15 protein-coding genes and 1 pseudogene are annotated in these 17,958 nt (G+C 54.4%); 10 read left to right on the top strand and 6 right to left on the bottom strand.

Annotated features, from left to right (window positions below; translation table 11 throughout):
* Positions 1–17: 17 nt before the first annotated feature.
* Together B2R29_RS04815 and B2R29_RS04810 are read right to left on the bottom strand one after the other, a co-directional pair.
* Complete coding sequence (locus B2R29_RS04815; RefSeq protein WP_301180023.1) at positions 18–314, bottom strand: EscU/YscU/HrcU family type III secretion system export apparatus switch protein; 297 nt, start codon at positions 312–314, stop codon at positions 18–20.
* Positions 311–2,023 carry a flagellar hook-length control protein FliK gene (locus tag B2R29_RS04810; RefSeq protein ID WP_301180022.1) on the bottom strand — a complete coding sequence of 571 codons (1,713 nt, stop codon included), beginning with the start codon at positions 2,021–2,023 and terminating at the stop codon, positions 311–313. The genes B2R29_RS04815 and B2R29_RS04810 overlap by 4 nt, the downstream gene beginning before the upstream one ends.
* Before the next feature lie 34 nt (positions 2,024–2,057).
* Between B2R29_RS04810 and B2R29_RS04805 the strand changes: the two genes are divergently transcribed.
* From B2R29_RS04805 to ccmI, 10 genes are all read left to right on the top strand, one after another.
* Entirely contained in the window at positions 2,058–2,399 is a 342-nt protein-coding gene (locus B2R29_RS04805; protein ID WP_301180021.1) for a hypothetical protein, read from the top strand.
* A gap of 128 nt (positions 2,400–2,527) precedes the next feature.
* Positions 2,528–3,172 (top strand): cytochrome c biogenesis heme-transporting ATPase CcmA, encoded by a 645-nt coding sequence (gene ccmA / locus B2R29_RS04800; protein ID WP_301180020.1) that lies wholly within the window; start codon positions 2,528–2,530, stop codon positions 3,170–3,172.
* Positions 3,169–3,837 (top strand): heme exporter protein CcmB, encoded by a 669-nt coding sequence (gene ccmB, locus B2R29_RS04795; RefSeq protein WP_301180019.1) that lies wholly within the window; start codon positions 3,169–3,171, stop codon positions 3,835–3,837. The genes ccmA and ccmB overlap by 4 nt, the downstream gene beginning before the upstream one ends.
* Before the next feature lie 6 nt (positions 3,838–3,843).
* Positions 3,844–4,590, top strand: coding sequence for a heme ABC transporter permease (locus B2R29_RS04790; RefSeq protein WP_068443649.1), 747 nt, complete (start codon positions 3,844–3,846; stop codon positions 4,588–4,590).
* A complete protein-coding gene (gene ccmD, locus B2R29_RS04785; protein ID WP_068443651.1) occupies positions 4,590–4,778 on the top strand; it encodes a heme exporter protein CcmD in 189 nt (62 codons plus the stop codon). The genes B2R29_RS04790 and ccmD overlap by 1 nt, the downstream gene beginning before the upstream one ends.
* Entirely contained in the window at positions 4,762–5,235 is a 474-nt protein-coding gene (gene ccmE, locus B2R29_RS04780; RefSeq protein WP_301180018.1) for a cytochrome c maturation protein CcmE, read from the top strand. Before ccmD ends, ccmE begins: the two co-directional genes overlap by 17 nt.
* The gene (locus B2R29_RS04775; protein ID WP_301180017.1) at positions 5,235–7,199 is read left to right on the top strand and encodes a heme lyase CcmF/NrfE family subunit; all 1,965 of its coding nucleotides are present in this window, start codon (positions 5,235–5,237) and stop codon (positions 7,197–7,199) included. The genes ccmE and B2R29_RS04775 overlap by 1 nt, the downstream gene beginning before the upstream one ends.
* Positions 7,196–7,717 (top strand): DsbE family thiol:disulfide interchange protein, encoded by a 522-nt coding sequence (locus B2R29_RS04770; protein WP_068437540.1) that lies wholly within the window; start codon positions 7,196–7,198, stop codon positions 7,715–7,717. The genes B2R29_RS04775 and B2R29_RS04770 overlap by 4 nt, the downstream gene beginning before the upstream one ends.
* On the top strand, positions 7,714–8,178 hold the full coding sequence (locus tag B2R29_RS04765; RefSeq protein ID WP_301180016.1) for a cytochrome c-type biogenesis protein: 465 nt from the start codon (positions 7,714–7,716) through the stop codon (positions 8,176–8,178). The genes B2R29_RS04770 and B2R29_RS04765 overlap by 4 nt, the downstream gene beginning before the upstream one ends.
* Complete coding sequence (gene ccmI / locus B2R29_RS04760; RefSeq protein ID WP_301180015.1) at positions 8,175–9,413, top strand: c-type cytochrome biogenesis protein CcmI; 1,239 nt, start codon at positions 8,175–8,177, stop codon at positions 9,411–9,413. Before B2R29_RS04765 ends, ccmI begins: the two co-directional genes overlap by 4 nt.
* A 36-nt stretch (positions 9,414–9,449) precedes the next feature.
* Here ccmI and B2R29_RS04755 read toward each other — a convergent pair whose 3' ends face one another.
* The 4 genes and pseudogenes from B2R29_RS04755 to B2R29_RS04740 all read right to left on the bottom strand — a co-directional run.
* On the bottom strand, positions 9,450–10,472 hold the full coding sequence (locus B2R29_RS04755) for a DUF2804 domain-containing protein (protein WP_301180014.1): 1,023 nt from the start codon (positions 10,470–10,472) through the stop codon (positions 9,450–9,452).
* Positions 10,473–10,594: 122 nt separating this feature from the next.
* Positions 10,595–16,462 carry an OmpA family protein gene (locus B2R29_RS04750; protein WP_301180013.1) on the bottom strand — a complete coding sequence of 1,956 codons (5,868 nt, stop codon included), beginning with the start codon at positions 16,460–16,462 and terminating at the stop codon, positions 10,595–10,597.
* 31 nt (positions 16,463–16,493) lie between these two features.
* Positions 16,494–17,624 carry a DUF11 domain-containing protein gene (locus B2R29_RS04745; RefSeq protein ID WP_301180012.1) on the bottom strand — a complete coding sequence of 377 codons (1,131 nt, stop codon included), beginning with the start codon at positions 17,622–17,624 and terminating at the stop codon, positions 16,494–16,496.
* 20 nt (positions 17,625–17,644) lie between these two features.
* Positions 17,645–17,958, bottom strand: a pseudogene (locus B2R29_RS04740) (hypothetical protein); the annotation flags it as partial.

Here is a 17,958-nt window from a genome sequence, read left to right as displayed (position 1 = left end):
CCCGGTTCATGGCTCGCTCAATTGCTGCCTTTCGGCTGTCCCGGAAGGCGACCTTCTAAGCGATAAACGAAGGCGAGAATCTCGGCGATCACCTGATAGAGCTGCTCGGGAATTTCCTCTCCTACCTCCAGTTGTCCAAGCCATGTGGCAAGCTCTGCATTTTCATAGACTGGAACCTCGTGCGCGATGGCTACCGAGATAATCGCCTGTGCCAGATCATATTCGCCACTGGCGCTGATGTGAGGCGCGCGCCCTCCATCGTAGGTCAGGGCAATGGCCTCGGTTGCGTTCAGTAGATATTCTGGAATCGTCATGTGTGAATATCCACCAGTGAATGTCTGATAACCGGTTGCTCTCCGGGATGTTTACGCCCATGGCGTGCGCGCAGCTCGCCAACGTCTGCTCCGAGTGCGGTCAGTGTGTCGCGCAACGGTCGCAAAGCTTGCTGAATTTCAGACAGGGTGTCGGAGGTCTCTGACCAGAAAGTGGCAGACACCGCGGGTGGGCTCAGATCCAGTTCGATATCCAACGGACCGAGCGTCTCCAGATCAAAATGCAGAGTTATCTGCCATCGGGATTTCTTCGTCTGATCGTCATAGGAGGTGTTGCCGTCCTCATCGCGTTTCATACACAGAAGGTCCTGCCTTACCGTATCATTGTCCCGCCACATCAATGGGATCTGAAACTGAGTTGTATCCTGAGTCTGAACCAGCCTGACCTGCTCGCTTTCAGTCTGAGCCAATGCTGCCTGTAAAAGACGGAATGTCTCAGGGCGCAGTCCTTCATTGATAGCTCCTGCCAGCGTCGCTGAGGCGCCTGTTCGAGTCGCAGCTGTTGAGGATGTTCCTGCATTGGCATCAGCGGCGTTGGCTGCGTTGCTTTGAGTCCGTCCAAGAATAAACAGAAGTAAGCCCTTGAGATTATCACCGGGTATGTTGGTGGCAGTCGAGAGAGCATTTTGAGGTGCTGCATTTGCGGAAATAGCCCCCAGCAGAGCGACCAATTGGGCGGTGGTTGTTTCTGCTGCGGCTGTGCCCGTTGCTGTAGAGGATTGACCAGATAATTGCTTTTGCAATGCCTCAATCGCGGACAACAGTGATGATTTCGTCCTGAGGGGCATGTCTGTTGCTTCATTTGATGCTGTCCTCACCGAGACGCCGGAAGCTCCTTGAGTGGAGACCGGGCCCTCAGGGCGAGGACTCGCGATGTCGGCTGTTGTATGAGCTGCTGCCTTATTCCAAAGGGATTTAAAAACAGAGGCAACGGACGAGGACGGTGTCGAGGCCTCTCGAGACACAGGCACTGAAGGTCTTTCGGCCGCCGCTGCGGCGATACGGAATAACTGGCTTTCATAATTCAGTGGGCTGTTCGATATCGCTCTGTGGAGGCCAGTAGGTGAACTGAGTTGGGCTGCGTCCGGTAGATTTTTCACCAACGCTTGTGCTGGTTGCATAAGACTGGTCTGGCGAGGTTCTGTGGGCGCAGTAGCGCTGAGATCGTTCACTACGGCGCGTAGAACGGCACTGTAGTCGGGCGTGGCCGCGGTCGCGATGGTCGCGCTCTTTGCGGTAGAGACTGAACTCCCGTTCAAGGCCGCCGTCGCCTGCAATCCGGCTGCAGGTGTTGAATTCACAGGAGGTGACAGGGCGGATGAAGACAGGCCAGATGACAAACTCGCTGGTGGTGACCAGCCCACACGTGCCATCAATAAGGCTTTGATTGCGTCGGGTAACACGGCGCCGGTCAGGGAAGATACTGGCGTGCCTGAGTTTTGTGACGACAGATTGTTGTTAGCCGCAGCGAGCTGCTGTGCGGCGGTTTGTTGCAGTTGTTGCGCCATCGACTGTAGTTGTGACGCCAGAGAAGCTTTAACAGGTGCCTGTGAAGCAGAGCTCTGGGGCAGTCTGATGTCGGTAATAACAACGCGCGGCGGCGATTGCTCGGTGACGCGCAGTGATACTTCTGCTCCGACGGGTAAGGGTTGTGTACTCTGAAGATTGAGAGACTTCCCCTCAGAGGTCACTGTGATCTGCCAGTTACCCTGAGATCCGGAAGACTTGTTCTCTGAGCTTCTTTCACTGCCTGGCCTGGCATCCGCAGTTCTGGAATCAGTAGCTCTGGAATCAGCATTCCTGGAGTCTGTCGTTCTGGGCTCTGTTGTTCTGGGCTCTGTTGTTCTGGGCTCTGTTGTTCTGGGCTCAGGGCTTTTACTGGCGGAAGGCCCTGAATCCGTTGCTCGCCGACTGGCCGTGACGGTGGCGGTAAACTCATCGCCTGACGCCCCGGACGGGCGGGCAGCAGTGGCGGCTGACGCTTCGATTCGTGCAGCTTTTGTCAGCGCGCTCTGTATCAGGGACAAATCAGGTGTTTTCATAGTTCACCTTATCGGCGCAGATTGACAAATCTTTATTGCGCCAGCTCAGCGTTGTTGTTGGCTTTTTCGGTATAATGCGTGCGCCAGATTTATTGATGATCCCCTGGCGCTTCAATCATTTGGCCATAGTATGGCCCGGAAATCGAGGTTCTGATGACGCCACAGCAGGGCGCCCAGCAAACACTACTCAGCGCGAGCGATCTTTATTGCGAGCGTGATGACCGTGTCTTGTTCGAAGGACTGGCGTTGAGTATTACTGATGGCGAGTTGATTCAGCTGGCCGGGCCAAATGGTGCCGGCAAAACGACCTTGCTTCGGTTACTTGCTGGTCTTAACCGCGATTTTGAGGGGCAATTGCTCTGGCACGATGTGCCGTTAATGACGGTGTACCCAGAATATGCTGGCAACCGCCTGTACATGGGGCACTTATCTGCAGTTAAAAAATCTCTGACCGCGCTCGAAAATTTGCGTTGGCTTACCGCACAGGATCGTCCATCCGAAAAGCAGCTGTGGGAGGCGCTTGAACATGTTGCTCTGGCAGGATACGAGCATACGCCTTGCTTACAGTTGTCGGCCGGACAGCAGCGTCGAGTCGCACTTGCTCGCCTGAAAATCAGTAGGGCACCTCTATGGATACTGGACGAGCCCTTTACCGCTCTCGATAAAGACGGAGTCTCCTGGCTTGAAGGTGAATTGCAGGCTCACGTATCGAACGGTGGTGCCGTGATCATCACCAGCCATCACGCACTGGAAGGTATTCCGGGGTTGCGCCGCCTGGAACTCGGAGGTGTGGTATGAGCCTGGTTCGGGCCACGGTTCGCCGGGATCTTCTGCTGGCCGCCAGAAATCCGGGTGAGTGGGCAAATCCCCTGATGTTTTTCTTGATGGTCGCGGCTTTGTTTCCGATGGCGGTTGATCCTAATCCCGAATTTCTGGCGAAAATTGCGGGTGGTGTTATCTGGGTAGCCGCTCTGTTGGCGACTCTGCTGTCGTTAGATTCACTTTATCGCGCCGATGTAGAAGATGGTTCGCTGGAGCAGTGGCTGGCGTCGGGCGAGTCTCTGTATGCCATGTCTTTAGGGAAAGCATTGGTACATTGGTGTATCAGTGGTCTGCCTCTGACGTTGATGTCGCCATTGTTGGGGGTCATGCTGCATCTCCCTGAAGAGGCTTACTTCGCTTTGTTTATCAGTCTGGCTGTTGGCACGCCGGTATTGAGTCTGCTTGGTGCTGTTGGTGCGGCGCTGACCGCCAGTCTGAGAAGTGGCGGCCTTCTACTGGCCCTGCTGATTCTGCCCTTATACGTACCGGTACTTATTTTTGCTGCCAGTGCGGTTTATCACGCGGGTATCGGAATGGCTTACAATGGCCAGGTCGCTATGTTGGGAGCCATGTTAGCGCTGGCCCTCGCATTAACTCCTTTTGCTGCTGGTGCAGCCTTAAAACTGAATTTATCGCGGTAACTGAATATGTGGCAGTGGCTTGTACGACTTTATCATCGGCTCGGATCACCTAAATGGTTCTATGAAATGACCGAGCGCTGGATCTTCTGGTTAGCGTTAGCGGCAGGCGGCTCAGCGATTGTCGGTCTGGTGCTAGGTTTGCTGTATGCGCCTGCAGATTATCAGCAAGGCGATAGCTTCAGAATCATCTACATCCATGTTCCTGCGGCTCTGTTGGCTCAGAGTGCCTATATGATGATGGCCGTTGCCGGTGCGGTGTATCTGATCTGGCGTATGAAAATGGCCGCCTGGGTGGCAAAGGTGATTGCGCCGGTCGGTGCGGCATTCTGCCTGATCGCGCTGCTGACGGGGGCAATCTGGGGTAAGCCGACCTGGGGCACCTGGTGGGTCTGGGATGCGCGCCTGACGTCGATGTTGATGCTGCTGTTCTTGTATTTCGGCGTGATGGCGCTGCAGCAGGCGATGGAGTCAGAGGAAGCGTCGTACAAGGCGGGCGCGATTCTCGCGCTGGTCGGTCTGGTGAATATTCCGATCATCAAGTACTCGGTGGAGTGGTGGAATACTTTGCACCAGCCTGCCACCCTCAAGCTGACCGAGAAACCGTCTATGCACCCGGATATGCTCTGGCCACTGCTGATTATGATTGTCAGTACGTATCTGTTTTTTGCACTTGTTGTCATTTTGCGTACACGTAACGAGATCCTCTGGCATGAGCGTAAACGCCAGTGGGTTCGAAAGATTCTGGAGTCCTGATGGAATTTTCTTCGTTAGCTGAATTTATTGCGATGGGAAAGCACGGCTTTTATGTCTGGCTTTCGTACGGACTGACTGCCGTGATCATCGCCTTTGTTGTGATGCAGCCGATTCTGCATCGCCGTCGTTTACTGAAAGAGCAGGCCCAGCGTCTGCGTCGGGAGAAGCGTAATGCACCCTCAGCGTAAAAAACGTCTGCATCTTATTCTGTTTCTGGTTCTGGCCGTGGCGGCCGCAGTGGGGCTGGCGATGTATTCCTTGTCACAGAACATCAACCTGTTTCAGACGCCAACCCAGATTGCTAACGGCGAAGTGCCTCCGGGCCGCACCATCCGTGCAGGTGGTCTGGTCGTTGAGGGAAGCGTTGAACGCGATCAGCAGGGCTTGGGTGTTACCTTTCGGGTGACCGATGGTCAGTCTGAAGTGCCGGTCTTTTACGACGGCATCCTGCCCGACCTGTTTCGTGAAGGTCAGGGGATTGTGGCCTTGGGCGAGGTGAACACAGAAGGACTGTTTGTCGCTTCAGAAGTCCTGGCGAAACACGATGAAAATTACATGCCGCCTGAGGTTCAGGCAGCGCTGGAACAGGCCCATCAGGACGGTAAAGCTCAGATGGAAGCGGCGGCCAAGGAGGCAAGCTACTGATGCTGAATACAGCAATGCTTCATCTGCCGGAGATCGGGCAATTTGCACTGATACTGGCCTTTATTATGGCCGTGCTTCAGGTCATCGTTCCTTTGTTTGGTGTCAACCGCGGGCAACTCTGGCTGATGGGATATGCGCGCCCATTGGCCGTGGGGCAGGCGCTGTTTCTTGTGATCAGTCTGGTATTACTGGCGACCAGTTTTGTGATGGATGATTTCTCGGTCGCTTATGTGGCCGCCAACAGCAACAGTCTTCTGCCAACACCTTACAAAATCAGTGCTGTCTGGGGTGCTCACGAAGGCTCGCTACTGTTGTGGGTCACTATGCTGGGGCTTTGGGGCGTGGCCGTGGCATTACTCAGCCGCTCACTGCCACTGGATATGGTCGCTCGTGTGCTGTCGATTATGGGCATGGTGTCGGTGGGCTTTATTCTGTTTACGCTTGAGACGTCTAATCCTTTTACGCGAATCCTTCCAAGCCCTCCGCAGGACGGTGCTGATCTCAACCCGCTGCTGCAGGATTTTGGTCTGATCGTACACCCGCCGACTCTCTACATGGGCTATGTTGGTCTGTCGGTAGCCTTTGCGTTTGCACTGGCTGCTCTTATGAGCGGTCGTCTTGATGCCGCCTGGGCGCGCTGGTCCCGTCCGTGGACAACCGCGGCCTGGATTTTTCTGACGGTAGGTATCGCTCTGGGCAGCTGGTGGGCGTACTACGAACTTGGTTGGGGTGGCTGGTGGTTCTGGGACCCGGTAGAAAACGCGTCGCTTATGCCCTGGTTGGTCGCTACTGCCTTGCTGCACTCGCTTGCCGTGACAGAAAAGCGTGGTCTGTTTAAAAGCTGGACGGTGCTGCTCGCTATTTTTGCCTTCTCTCTGAGCCTGCTGGGTACCTTCCTGGTTCGCTCTGGTGTGCTGACGTCGGTGCATGCGTTTGCCTCCGACCCGGAGCGCGGTGTGTTCATTCTTGCCTTGTTAGGAATCTGCGTCGGTGGCTCGCTGTTGCTTTATGCATTGAAAGCACCGACCGTCGCCTCGGTCGGGCGTTATGAGGTTGTCTCACGGGAGACGGCGTTGTTGGTAAACAACCTCTTGCTGGTGGTGATGGCTTTGGCAGTACTGACTGGCACCTTGTATCCGCTGGTATACGACTTCATGGGACTAGGTAAGTTGTCCGTGGGCGCGGCCTGGTTCAATACCATGTTTGTTCCTCTGACCGTGGCGTTGGCGCTATTAATGGGCGTCGGCGCTATGACGCGCTGGAAGTCTGATCGTGTCAGTCGACTCGGCGGTCAGCTCTGGATCGCTGGTGTACTGGCCGTTGTGTTTGCGATTGTCGTGGCGCTTCTTTTGTCTGAAGCCGTAAGTGGCAGTGTCGTTCTTGGGCTTGGTATTTCCTTCTGGCTGATCTTTGCTACGGCTGCAGATGTCTGGAAAAAGGCGCGCGGGCGTCTGGGGAAGATACCCTCGCTCGGTGTGAGTTATCTGGGCATGGTGATCGCGCACCTTGGTGTGGCTGTGACCATTATCGGTGTCACCATGGTGTCCAATTACAGCATCGATAAATCGGTGCGTATGGTACCGGGGCAGGTGGAAACTCTGGGTGATTATCAGTTCGAATTTACTGAAGCCGGAACGATTGATGGACCAAACTACACATCACAGGCAACACGGTTCAACCTCTATAAAGAAGGCAAGAAAATCGAAGTGCTGACCGCCGAGAAGCGCCGTTATCACGCCCGAGGCAGCGTTATGACCGAGGCTGCGATCGACGTCACTCTGTTCCGCGATGTGTACATCTCGATGGGTGAATCCCTGGAGGGAGGAGCCTGGGGCATGCGCCTGCAGGTGAAGCCTTACATGCGCTGGGTCTGGTTGGGCGCTATCTTTATGTCACTCGGTGGCTTTATGGCCGTGCTGGATAAGCGTTACCGCCGTCGTCAGAAAAAGGAGAAGCTGGCATGAACCGTCTGCTGCTATTTATCCCGCTGGTCATCTTCGCTCTGATGGGACTGGTGTTCTGGGTGGGGCTCGGGATTGAGGACAAAACCAGCTTACCGTCGCCATTAATCGGTAAGCCGTTTCCGGAATTTGAGCTTGGGGTTGTCGAAGACGGTCGCACGCTCACAACGAAAGACCTTCAGGGGCAACCGGCTCTGGTAAATGTCTGGGCGACCTGGTGTCCGACCTGTAAAGCCGAGCACGCCTTCCTGAATGAGCTGGCAGAGCAGGGCATCCGCATCATCGGAATTAATTACAAGGATGATGTGATGAAGGCGCGTGACTGGCTGAAAGCCTACGGCAATCCATACGCTTATAACTTGTCTGATCCTCAGGGAAAGCTCGGTCTCGAGTTGGGCGTGTATGGCGCTCCAGAAACGTTTCTGATTGATTCAGAAGGCATTATCCGTGGTAAGCATATTGGCGACCTGAACCCTGTGGTCTGGGAATCTCTGGGTAAACAATTCGGAGAGATGCAATGAAACACTGTCTTTGGTTGTTGTGCCTGATTGCTCTGCCTTCATGGGCGATCATCGATGGCCATAAGTACCCATTTGAAGATCCTGAAGACACCGCCCGTTTTGAGCAATTGGCAGAAGATCTGCGTTGCCCTAAGTGTCAGAACCAGAACCTGGCGGATTCCAATGCGCCGGTCGCCGCAGATCTCCGTGACAAGGTGTATGAGCTGATGCAGGAAGGTAAGTCCGACGATGAAGTCGTAACTTATCTGGTTGATCGGTACGGAGACTTTGTTCGTTATAAGCCACCCTTCCGGTTAGACACTCTGCTGTTGTGGGGAGGCCCCGCACTTCTATTGTTATTCGGAATTCTGTTGCTGGCCTTGTTACGGCGCCAGCAGGCTCAGCCTGTTGCTGAGCTATCAGCGGAAGAAAAGGCCCGCCTCGAAGCGTTGAAATCCAGTCTCGATGAGGAAAGCAAATGATTACTGGTCTGATCGGCCTGTTGGTTCTACTAATACTGGTATTGCTCTTTCCGGCGATCCGTAATGCCCAGGCGGAAGCAGCGGCGCCGGGTAAGTTGCAGGCTCAGGAAAATCTGCGCTTATACAAAGAGCGGGTTGCTGATGTTGAGTCGATGGACATCAGTGAAGACGACCGCAAGGCGATGATGCTTGAGCTGGACCGGGAGCTGCTGGCTGCTGCGGATAAAGCGGCAGGATTTCATACCGGGCCGGGCAAGGCTGCTCGCTTTGCCTTTACATCATTTCTGATTCTTCTGTCTCTGGCCGCAACATACTCTCTCTACATGTCGTGGGGTGCGGGCAATGAAGTACGAGCCACTCAACTACTTGAGTATTCGGCGACTGCAGAGCTGTCTGAGGGCGAATACAAAGAGTTGGAGAAACGTCTCGATGCGGCAGGAGAGCGTGATCCTGAGAATCTGGAATGGGCGTTTCTCAGAGGACGATTACTGGAAGCAGAAGCACGCTTTGCCGAAGCGGCAGAAGCCTATGAAAGTTTGTTGGCAAAACTACCAGATGAGCAGGTTCAGGACCGGGCGGCCATCATGACGTCGATGGTGCAGGCGCGCTTTTTCTCGACCGGACAACAGGCGACTGATGAACTCTACGTTACCCTGAAAGAAGCACTGGCGCTGGCACCGGGGCAGCGTAAACCACTCGGGTTGGCCGGAATCATGGCTTACGAGCTGGGTAATTACCAACAAGCGATTGAACATTGGAAGGCACTCTGGACTCAGCTGCCCGAAGGCAGTATGGAAGCCCGTACCATTGCTAATGGTATTGGCCGCGCTGCCGAAGTCCTCGAAGAGCAGGGCACCCGTGTTGATCTGAGCTGGATGGTGCCTGCACGCATTGAAGTCACGGTCGACCTCTCAAATGAAGTCCGCCAACAGGTGCCGGTGAATGCAACCGTGTTTGTGCTGGCTCGTAAGCTGGATGGACCGCCGATGCCTCTGGCAGTTCAGCGTCTTGTAGTATCGCAATTACCCACGACTGTGGTGCTGGATAACTCAATGGCGATGGCAGCTGGTGCCAGCCTTGGTGACGTAGATGAAGTCACCATTACTGCTCGTGTTTCTTTATCCGGCCAGCCAATGGCTCAGGCTGGCGACTGGCAGGGACAGGTCTACAATGTTCCGACCCGAGGCTCTGATGCTATTCAGGTCACAGTCTCAGAGCAGGTCAGCGGCAAGTAACAGAGGCATAGAGCCACATAGAACAAGGAGAGGCCGTTACCAGCGCGCGTAATGGTCTTCGGCCAGGCCCCAGAGGTTGTCGATGTGGATGGTCTCATGGGGTAGGTCGATTTCACCGCTGTATCGACCCAGATACTGGCGGAAATTACTCGCAGCGATGATGGCGTTGGTGTGGTCGTGATAATTCACCACCGGGTCGAAATGAAGCCTCACTGTGTTGTCATGAGACGTCACTGACCAGCCCGAGTCCGTGTCTTCCCGGTTAAACTGGAAATGAACTCCCGGCATGACGGTCGGTACGCCATCTATCCACAGCGTGTTTTCACTGAAACCCGTTTCATTCACTCCGGCAGACAGGTTCAATCCGACCTTGCGTTGATCATTCAGGCGGCCAGAAATACTGGCCCAGTTCCAGCTGGTTTCATGACGCATGTAGCCACCAGTCCAATCGACCCCGGCAAGTGCCCGAAGCGATTCGAGGTTATACGAACGGCCCTGCCAATGTACTTCTCCCTGACACACCCGAGCGTTACTTTTCTGAGTGTATGTCCAGCCGCTGAAACCCGTGCGTGTACAGACAGACATAGGAAGGTAATGTGTGCTTTCATCAATACTGGCGCGAATGCTGGTGCCGTCCGCCATGCTGACCCGCACCTGGCGTACTCCGGGACGGTTACTGGCTTTAATCGTCAGGCGGTTCCGGCCCTTCACGAAGCTGACGATGTCCTGATTAGGTTGCTGCCCAAAACGGAGTCCACGACGGAAGGGGCGAGTGAACCGATATTCCTTCCAGCGCTCTGCTGACTGATCATACAAATACAGAAATGCATGGCTGGCAAAGCGCAGGCGTACGATAGCCAGACCGATGAACAAAGGATCTGCAGAAACAGAAACAAACTGAAACTGATTAAAGTGTTGATCACGCTTTTTAGGCAGGATTGGCTTTCCCATCGGGGTGCGCAGCTTGTAGTCGCGAAAATTTATATCGCTGACAGGTGCATCAAAGCGCCCGAAGAGTGGTTGTCCATATTCATCTATCAGGCGGTCGCGCGGTGTCATTATATTTCCTGTAACTGATTACGCATGCGGCTATTAAAACAGAAAAAATGGCCCGAATAGAGGTGTCTTATGAGACCTGCGTCACACCCGTAAAAGTCTCTTTCGAGGGTGTCGCTGGCGAATCAGCGGAAGGCGGCGCGCATAGCAGCCAGAGAATCCTGGTCAGCTTTGAAGCGCAGTTTCAGGTAGACGCCCTGAGCAGTGAAGTTGGCAGCGGAGAAGTCGCTGTCGATGAAACCGGTAAAGTTATAACCCACGCCGACCCAGGTATTCGTGGCTGGGATAAAGCCTACCGAAAGGCCTGCGCCATGGCTTATCTGACCCGCTTCATAACCATGGAGACGGCGACCGTGGGCACCGACATCCCAGCGGTCGGTCAGGTGATGACGCCATTCTGCGGCCATAAAGTCGGTGGTCGAGGCGTAGTTATCACCGTCATACTGGTTAAGCACACGCTTGATACCGTACTGCCCGGCGAGTTGATCCCGGCCGGTAATCATCCAGTTAAGGTGGGCGTTGTTGATCAGCTTGCGGGTACGGTCAGGTGCACCGATACCGCCGATGGTGTCCTGAACCCAACGAGTCTGCCATAACAGCGCATAAGGATTTACGCGAGGACGCAGTGCCAGATCAAAACGCAGGTCGAGTTGGTTTGCGTAGTACTCAGTGCCTGATTCATTGAACCAGTCGACACTGCCGCCCGCTGCCAGCGCATCATTCAGCGGATGATACAGATTACTGCGTGCTACCCACTTATCGAGGGTCGTGCCGTTGCGGTATTCAAGACGGTTGTTCCACTGCCACTGTTCGGTTCTGAACGCCGAACCCGCGTGGACTGCGTGGAAGTTTTCTGTGGTGGCATCTTCCACCGGCATGCTGTTCTCAAGGTCTTTGGATTGCTCAAAGCCAGCGCTCAGGCTCCACTTATCGTTGAGTAGGAAGTCCTGTGTTAAGCCAGATACCGCAAACAGGCGATAGTTATCATCGACTTCAACCTGTTCAATGCTTTGCTCTGCGCGTGCGCCGGCCCAAGGCGTTGCGCGAATACCCATAATGGAGCGCTCCGGCGCATCATCGCTAAATCCGGTTTCGTGTTCAGCGAAAATACTGTAATTGCGGCTGATCTGATAATCAGCGCCCAATAGCATACGGTCGTAGGCATCCGAGCGTTCAGAGATATTCGTCAACAGCTGGCTGCTCAGGGTCAGACGATTGTTCAGGACGCGCTGGCTGTACCCGAGACTCAGCTGGTCTGTATATAAGGTGTTATCCAGACTTTCCTGCTGGGCAGCGATCAAGCCCAGAGAAACCTGTTGGTTATCGCTTAGGCGATGAATCCAGTCGGTCTGAGCCTGATAGCTATCGAATCCGGTAGTCAGGCCCAGATGGTGGAAGGTCATGACCTGCAGGCGGTTATCATCATTGATGTACCAGTTACCTTCGATACCTTCTTTGCGGAAGTCATTTTCGCCGACGGATGTCTGATCCAGACCAAAGCCATCTTCCTGTTCGCGGATATACGCACGGGCATCAAATTTATCGTCGCGGTGAGAGACTTCAACCAGATGAGCGTTCGCAGTATCAGCGTTACCAGAAACCACTTCTTCAGACTGAGCAATTTCGGCTTTGACTTCGGTTTTACCCAGCTTCAGAGTCGCGTCAGCAGCGCGCAGATGACGGTCGTCGCCGCTCTGATTCTGCGTAATAGTCGTTACGCCGGCACGAACCTTATCGTCAAGCAGCTTCACGCCAGCGCGGCCACCGGCGATGTAGCCCAGATCTCCGTCTGATTCGACTTCGTATTCGACAACGATGTACTGCGGGTTAAAGCTGTCATCGGTGCTGGCGACTGGCCCTTTGAAGTAGAGCGTGCCGTCAGAGTAGTCGATTACGTAATCGGCGTTACGGGTCAGGGTGGTGGTCGACAGAATGTTCTCACTGCGGTAACGGTCGCGGACAATCAGGCGAACCTGCTCGCTGTTGAGTACCAGCTGCTGATTTTTCAGGCGATACAGACCAGAAGTACCGTCCCCCTGAATCTCCTCACGCATAAAGCCCTGATCCGTCTGACTGACGAAACCGGAGAATTCAGCAATGTCGCCCTGATACACGGTCTGGATACCGGTCAGTTTACGACTGTAGCGGCCAAGCTCCGTGACGGTCAGGTTGGTATCGATATCACCAAATACTGTGTAGAAACGTTCTTTTTCTACCCGGACATACAGCTTACGGGCTGAGCTGGCATCGAGCTGTTGCTGGCTGGCATCTCCGTAAAGGGTGTAATACCGGTCTGGTTCTATCAGGCGCGCAAAAGGCTCAGCGTCTTCTTTGCCCGAGTCGTACGCTGCAGTGACCAGCCACTCGCCCAGAACCTGACCCTGAGCAAAAAAGGCCAGACGCCCGTCGTGGTAAATATTGTCATCAACCCCGGCGGCTTTCATTGAGTCACTGTTGCCACCATTGGCGTTATAGCCAACGGCCAGGTCACCCAGACCCACAAAGATCCATTCACGTTCTTTTGGCTTCAGCCAGGCGCGGATTTCGTCGGTCTGACCATTGCTGTGCTTGAAGCGCATGAGCACCTCTCCCGAGCGGAAAGTCGGGGCCAGACGAATATGTGCAATACCATCCTGACCAACCTGATAGGCAGGTTTCTGCATGTCGGTCAGCGGACTGATCTCTTGTTCGCGTTGTTCACTATAGAGAGTGTATGGCTCAAGGATTTCGACCTGACCCTGAACGTTAGCGCGAATCGGGAAGCCTTCTTTGTCAGTCAGGCGCACGGCTACGACAGGTGGATTAATACCGTCGGCGACCAGCATGCTTTCGTCTTTTATAAACTCGGCCTTGGCTGGCGCTTCGGCAAAGTGCACGGTTTTCTTGATACGTTTGACGACACGACCGGCCGTATCCATCACTGTCACTTCGAAATGGTTAGGGCCAGACATCAGGTCAACACCACGCCATTGGCTGATCACCAGATCGCGGGTTTTACTACTGGTGTTGCCGTCGAAGTTCAGGGCACTCACAGGTTTACCGTTCAACGTCAGTGTGGCGCGTTGTTTCTTGGAATGAGATACCGCAATCTTGGTTGAGCTGATTGATGGGCTGCGATCCAGAGGTGGCCAGATCCACTGAGCTTCATCCGGCGCGGTACGGAACCAGTTTTCGTCATATTCAGGGATGGCCATTTCGGATGGCAGGCGTGCTGGATTACCTGCTGCTGTGGCTAATAGGCCGGTAAGTCCGGGAATCAGGGATTGTACTTTAGCGACCTGAACATCACTGCCAGCACTCGCCAGATCAACCACTGCATCAGCGTTGAGGACTTTCACTTCAACACGTCGGTTCTGTGCGCGGCCTTCGGCGGTTCGGTTTGAAGCAACAGGTTCAGAAGGCCCTCGCCCCTCAGCGATGATTTGTGAGCGTGGAATACCCAGTTCATTGGCGAGGAAATCCGCGACCGAGTCAGCACGCGCTTCAGACAGCACCTGGTTATTGGCAAAGATATGCTGCACGCGGCTGGAAATCCGTGAGCTGTCGGTGTGGCCAATCACTTTGAGTTCGAGGTTGCCGAGACCATCCAGTGCTTCAATCACATTCACCAGGTTCAGCTTATCTTCTTCCGTCAGAATGTCTGAGAAGTTGGCAAACTTTGGCGGTACGACAGGTTTCACGTTTTCTTCTTTCGGCGGCAGCACCAGCTTGATTGAGGTGCTGACCGGCTGAATCTGTTGCGGAGACTGAGCATCTGCCTGGAAGCGGGTGACCGCACGAGTGATGAGTTCACCCATGGGAGCGCGGTCACTGATGTACGCATTGAACTCAATGACGTTCTGCCATTCTTCAGGTTTGTCGTTCAGACGGTAAATCAGGTTGCCGTAAGTGACTGTCGGGTCTTCGATCGCGCGGCCATCCAGTGTGCTTGAGCCAGTTTCGTATACAAGGCCCTCTGGTAGCGAAATCATGCCTGTCACATTCTGCAGGGGCAGGCCGTTGCCATCCAGTGTAAAGCGGTAACGTACCTTATGGTCAACCGGTGATGCGTATGGACGCTCGTTTATTTCTTCCGCTGTGAATGGCAGCAGAGCGTGGTCAAGTTGTTGGCGAATTTCGCCGACTTCCGGTTCGCGCATCTTCAGGAAGAAATCAACGCGCCAGAAGCTACCCGGCTGCACATCAACGAACTGGCTGTAGCTGCGACCAGCGTGGAAGCCGCGCTGCGGACACTCCATCAGTTCCATGTATGGCGGGATGGTGGCCGTGTCCATCTGCACAACGTGGGTGCCCGGAGTGACGTCTTCGATGTGCCATTCGCCATTTTCATCTGACACGACATAGGTGCCGTCTTCCATAAACAGGCGGATATCCGGGACACCGTCGACCGAGGCCTGGTTGCCTTCACAATCATCAAGGTAAATACGACCGAACAGGCGGGCCGTATCTTTGAAGAATTCATCGCGGATAATGACCTTAGCGCTGGCATCGTTTGCGACCAGTACATCGTCGTTCAGAGATACCCGGTTGACCACTTCACCTTTCGCCAGTGCTGTGACCTGCGCAACATAGGTCAGTTGCAGTCGCTCGAAGGCCTGGATGGTGGCAATGGGCAGGGTCAGGGTGCGACCGTCACGACTGAGGTCGAAGTCGACTTTCTCGTTGTTCAGGCGGGCAGAGCCTTCCATGTAGCGAAGACCGGCGGGCAGCTGGTCGACAAGAGTGACGTCGCTAGCATCAACTTCGTTGTTAACGAGGTTAATGGTGAACTTGAGGCTGTCGCCAATGCCGGCTTCATTGTAATCAGACTGCTTGCTCAGCAGCAGGCTGTTATCCAGCGGGTCAGCACCGATATCTGTGCGGAATACCTGATTGTTAACGCTGAACGTTTCGCCGCGCGAAATGCCTGTGACATCAAACGGGCCGTTGAGCGTATCGCGCAGGGTCTCGTCATCAATTTCCGAAGGCACCCGGAAGGTGGCCGGGCCTTCGATTTCAAGGAAGTAGTTACCGTCTTCAACGTACGGGAACCAGAACTGACCGGCAGCAAACTCGGGTTTCACCGCAGTGGCCTGTACACTGCCAGCCTGCATTCTACTGGCCTGAAGATTACCCGCCGGACCGCTGACAACCGTAACAGGGTAGGGCGTTACACCGTCTTCGTAGAATACCTTGTCAGTTGCTGGTAGTCCGGTATCTGCATTCATCAGAGTTACGCTGACACCGTTCACCGGGCTGCCATCGCTGGAGCTGAATACTCGGGACACCGGATTAAACAGAGTCTGAGCAGCAACGCTGTCGGCAGGGTCGGTCGGGTCGGTATAGCTTACCGAAAGCTCTGTGCCTGTCTTCACCGAAATAATACCGTCGTAGGGCTGTGTGCCCTGATTGGTATCCTGGCTCGGCAGGACGGCAGCGAAAATACCTGTATTATCGCCGGTTTCAAAAAGGGTCAGTTGTTCGGTATCACTGCCGCCTGGTGTTGTGATAGTCACAACTATGGTGTCCGGACGGGCGGGATTCAGGTTCTTGTCCTGATCTTCAACAATGATGATGACCGGCTCACCTGCACGGTAACCGAATTCATCATCCGAAATATTTACGGTGGCCGGGAAGTTAATGGTGTTGCCATTTTCATCTTCAAAGCCGGTATACGGAGTAAAGTTACCCTGCCCATCGCCATAGTCGGTGCCATTGAGAGTTAATGGCGTGCCGTCGTCATCAATATGAGCAAGACGGATATTGGCTGGGGTAGGAACCACAGGACCCGGATTTACTTCCTGAGTCGTCAGGCTGGCCGAGTCACTGCGGGTAAAGCTTTCTGCGTTGACAGAATAGGTCGCGATAACCGTGTTAGTGATCTCTGTTCCGGTTGGCGTCACTGCCGCCTGCGCGGAGTGTGCCAGCAACACAGACAACAGGACGCCCAGAGCGTGCTTGGCGCTCCGGTGCAGTCGGGTTGTCAGTGTCGGGAACAGAGATCTCATTAACATTTTCTGTCAGTTAACCTGGTTAACCATCGTTTCAGTCAATCGTTACCTGGAAGGTAATGACGTTGGTTTCCTGATTCGCAGGGTCAGCATCGCCATCGACGGTGCCCAGATTCACGGTGACTGTGTCGGTACCAGCGTCGTAGCTTGCAATTGCCGCATCGACAGCAACCGGGGTCGTTGCACCGTCCATTGCGACCAGCAGGCTGTCTGCTACGTAGGTGGTATCAGCAGGAATCGCATCGGTAACGACCACATTGGTCGCATCCGCGGTACCTGTGTTTGTCAGAGTGATGGTGTACTCAACTACAGCGCCAGGAATGGCTTTTGGATTATCCGTGCCGTTCAGAGGATCACTGATGATTGCCGATGTTTTGGTCAGGTTGCCCAGCCCCTCAAGGTTCGGGAATACCAGAAGCAGCACATCGGTGAGTATTTCCTGGTTGTCAGCGTCGGTGTCGGCGTAGACCACTTCGATGCTGGTCGCACCGTTGGCGATCGCTGCGTCGTCTTCAGAACCGTTGGTCGGATCGTTGTCGCCAGTATCCAGCTGATATGTCGTTCCGTCGATGGTTGAAGCGACACCGTTGACCGTGACTGTGGTCAGAGCGACATCTTTGTCTGCGCCATCGATTTCCGCCTTCGGTACTGTGATAAATACAGTAATTGTCTCGTCGGCTAGCACTTCTGCCGTCGGGCCGGTGAGCAGGGTATCGGCGGCGTCAAGGACTCCGGGTGTTCCATTTACAGGATCATCAACGTAGTAACTGTATGTCGTACCGGTATCGATGTTATCCGTGTAAGTGGTGCCATTAACGTCAAGAGTCGTGCCTGTTTCGTTGCCAGCAGCCACAGTGAACGACGTTGGCGAGTTACCATCGTTGGTAATCTGAACCGCAGCAATGGTTACGTTGTCAGCCTCAAGAGAGGTCTGATTGGGTTCTGTGGTCAGCAGACGCGTCAGGGCATAGTCGACTTTGATGTCGACGTTGAAAACGTCCTGAGCCTCAACAGCATCCTGATCTACTCCATTTATCTGGTAGTTCAGAATGGCCGTGTTAGTGACCTCGGTCCCGGCAGCAGTTCCGGCGGCGTGAACCTGAAACGACATTGTACTGAGTGTTGCCAGTACAACGGGGCTGATCAGTTTTACGTGCTTATTCATATTTCACCTCCAGCCTGGGATTACTTAACCCGGACCTGAAATTCGACAAAGCCAGTTGCAGACGGCGCTAAAGGCGCATCAACAATCCAGCGAATACTTTGGATATCTTTCGCACCGGCAGGGCGGATTTCGCCGTTTTCCAATACGTTCAGCTCACTCACAGGAGCAAACTGAGAACCATCCACCGACAGGGTGATGGAGGTACCTGCGCCGTTGGCACTGTTCATGATGTAAACAGTGTTTTCCGGCACAGGGTTCTTGATGGTGACGCCACTGACCGGCTCGCTTCCGGTGTTGACGTACGTGATGCGGTAGCCGACTTTGTCGCCAGGAG

This window comes from Thalassolituus sp. UBA3500 (assembly GCF_002377545.1).
GTDB lineage: Bacteria > Pseudomonadota > Gammaproteobacteria > Pseudomonadales > Oceanobacteraceae > Thalassolituus.
The sequence above is the reverse complement of the archived record's forward strand: the minus strand, read 5'-3'. Positions and strand labels throughout refer to the sequence as shown.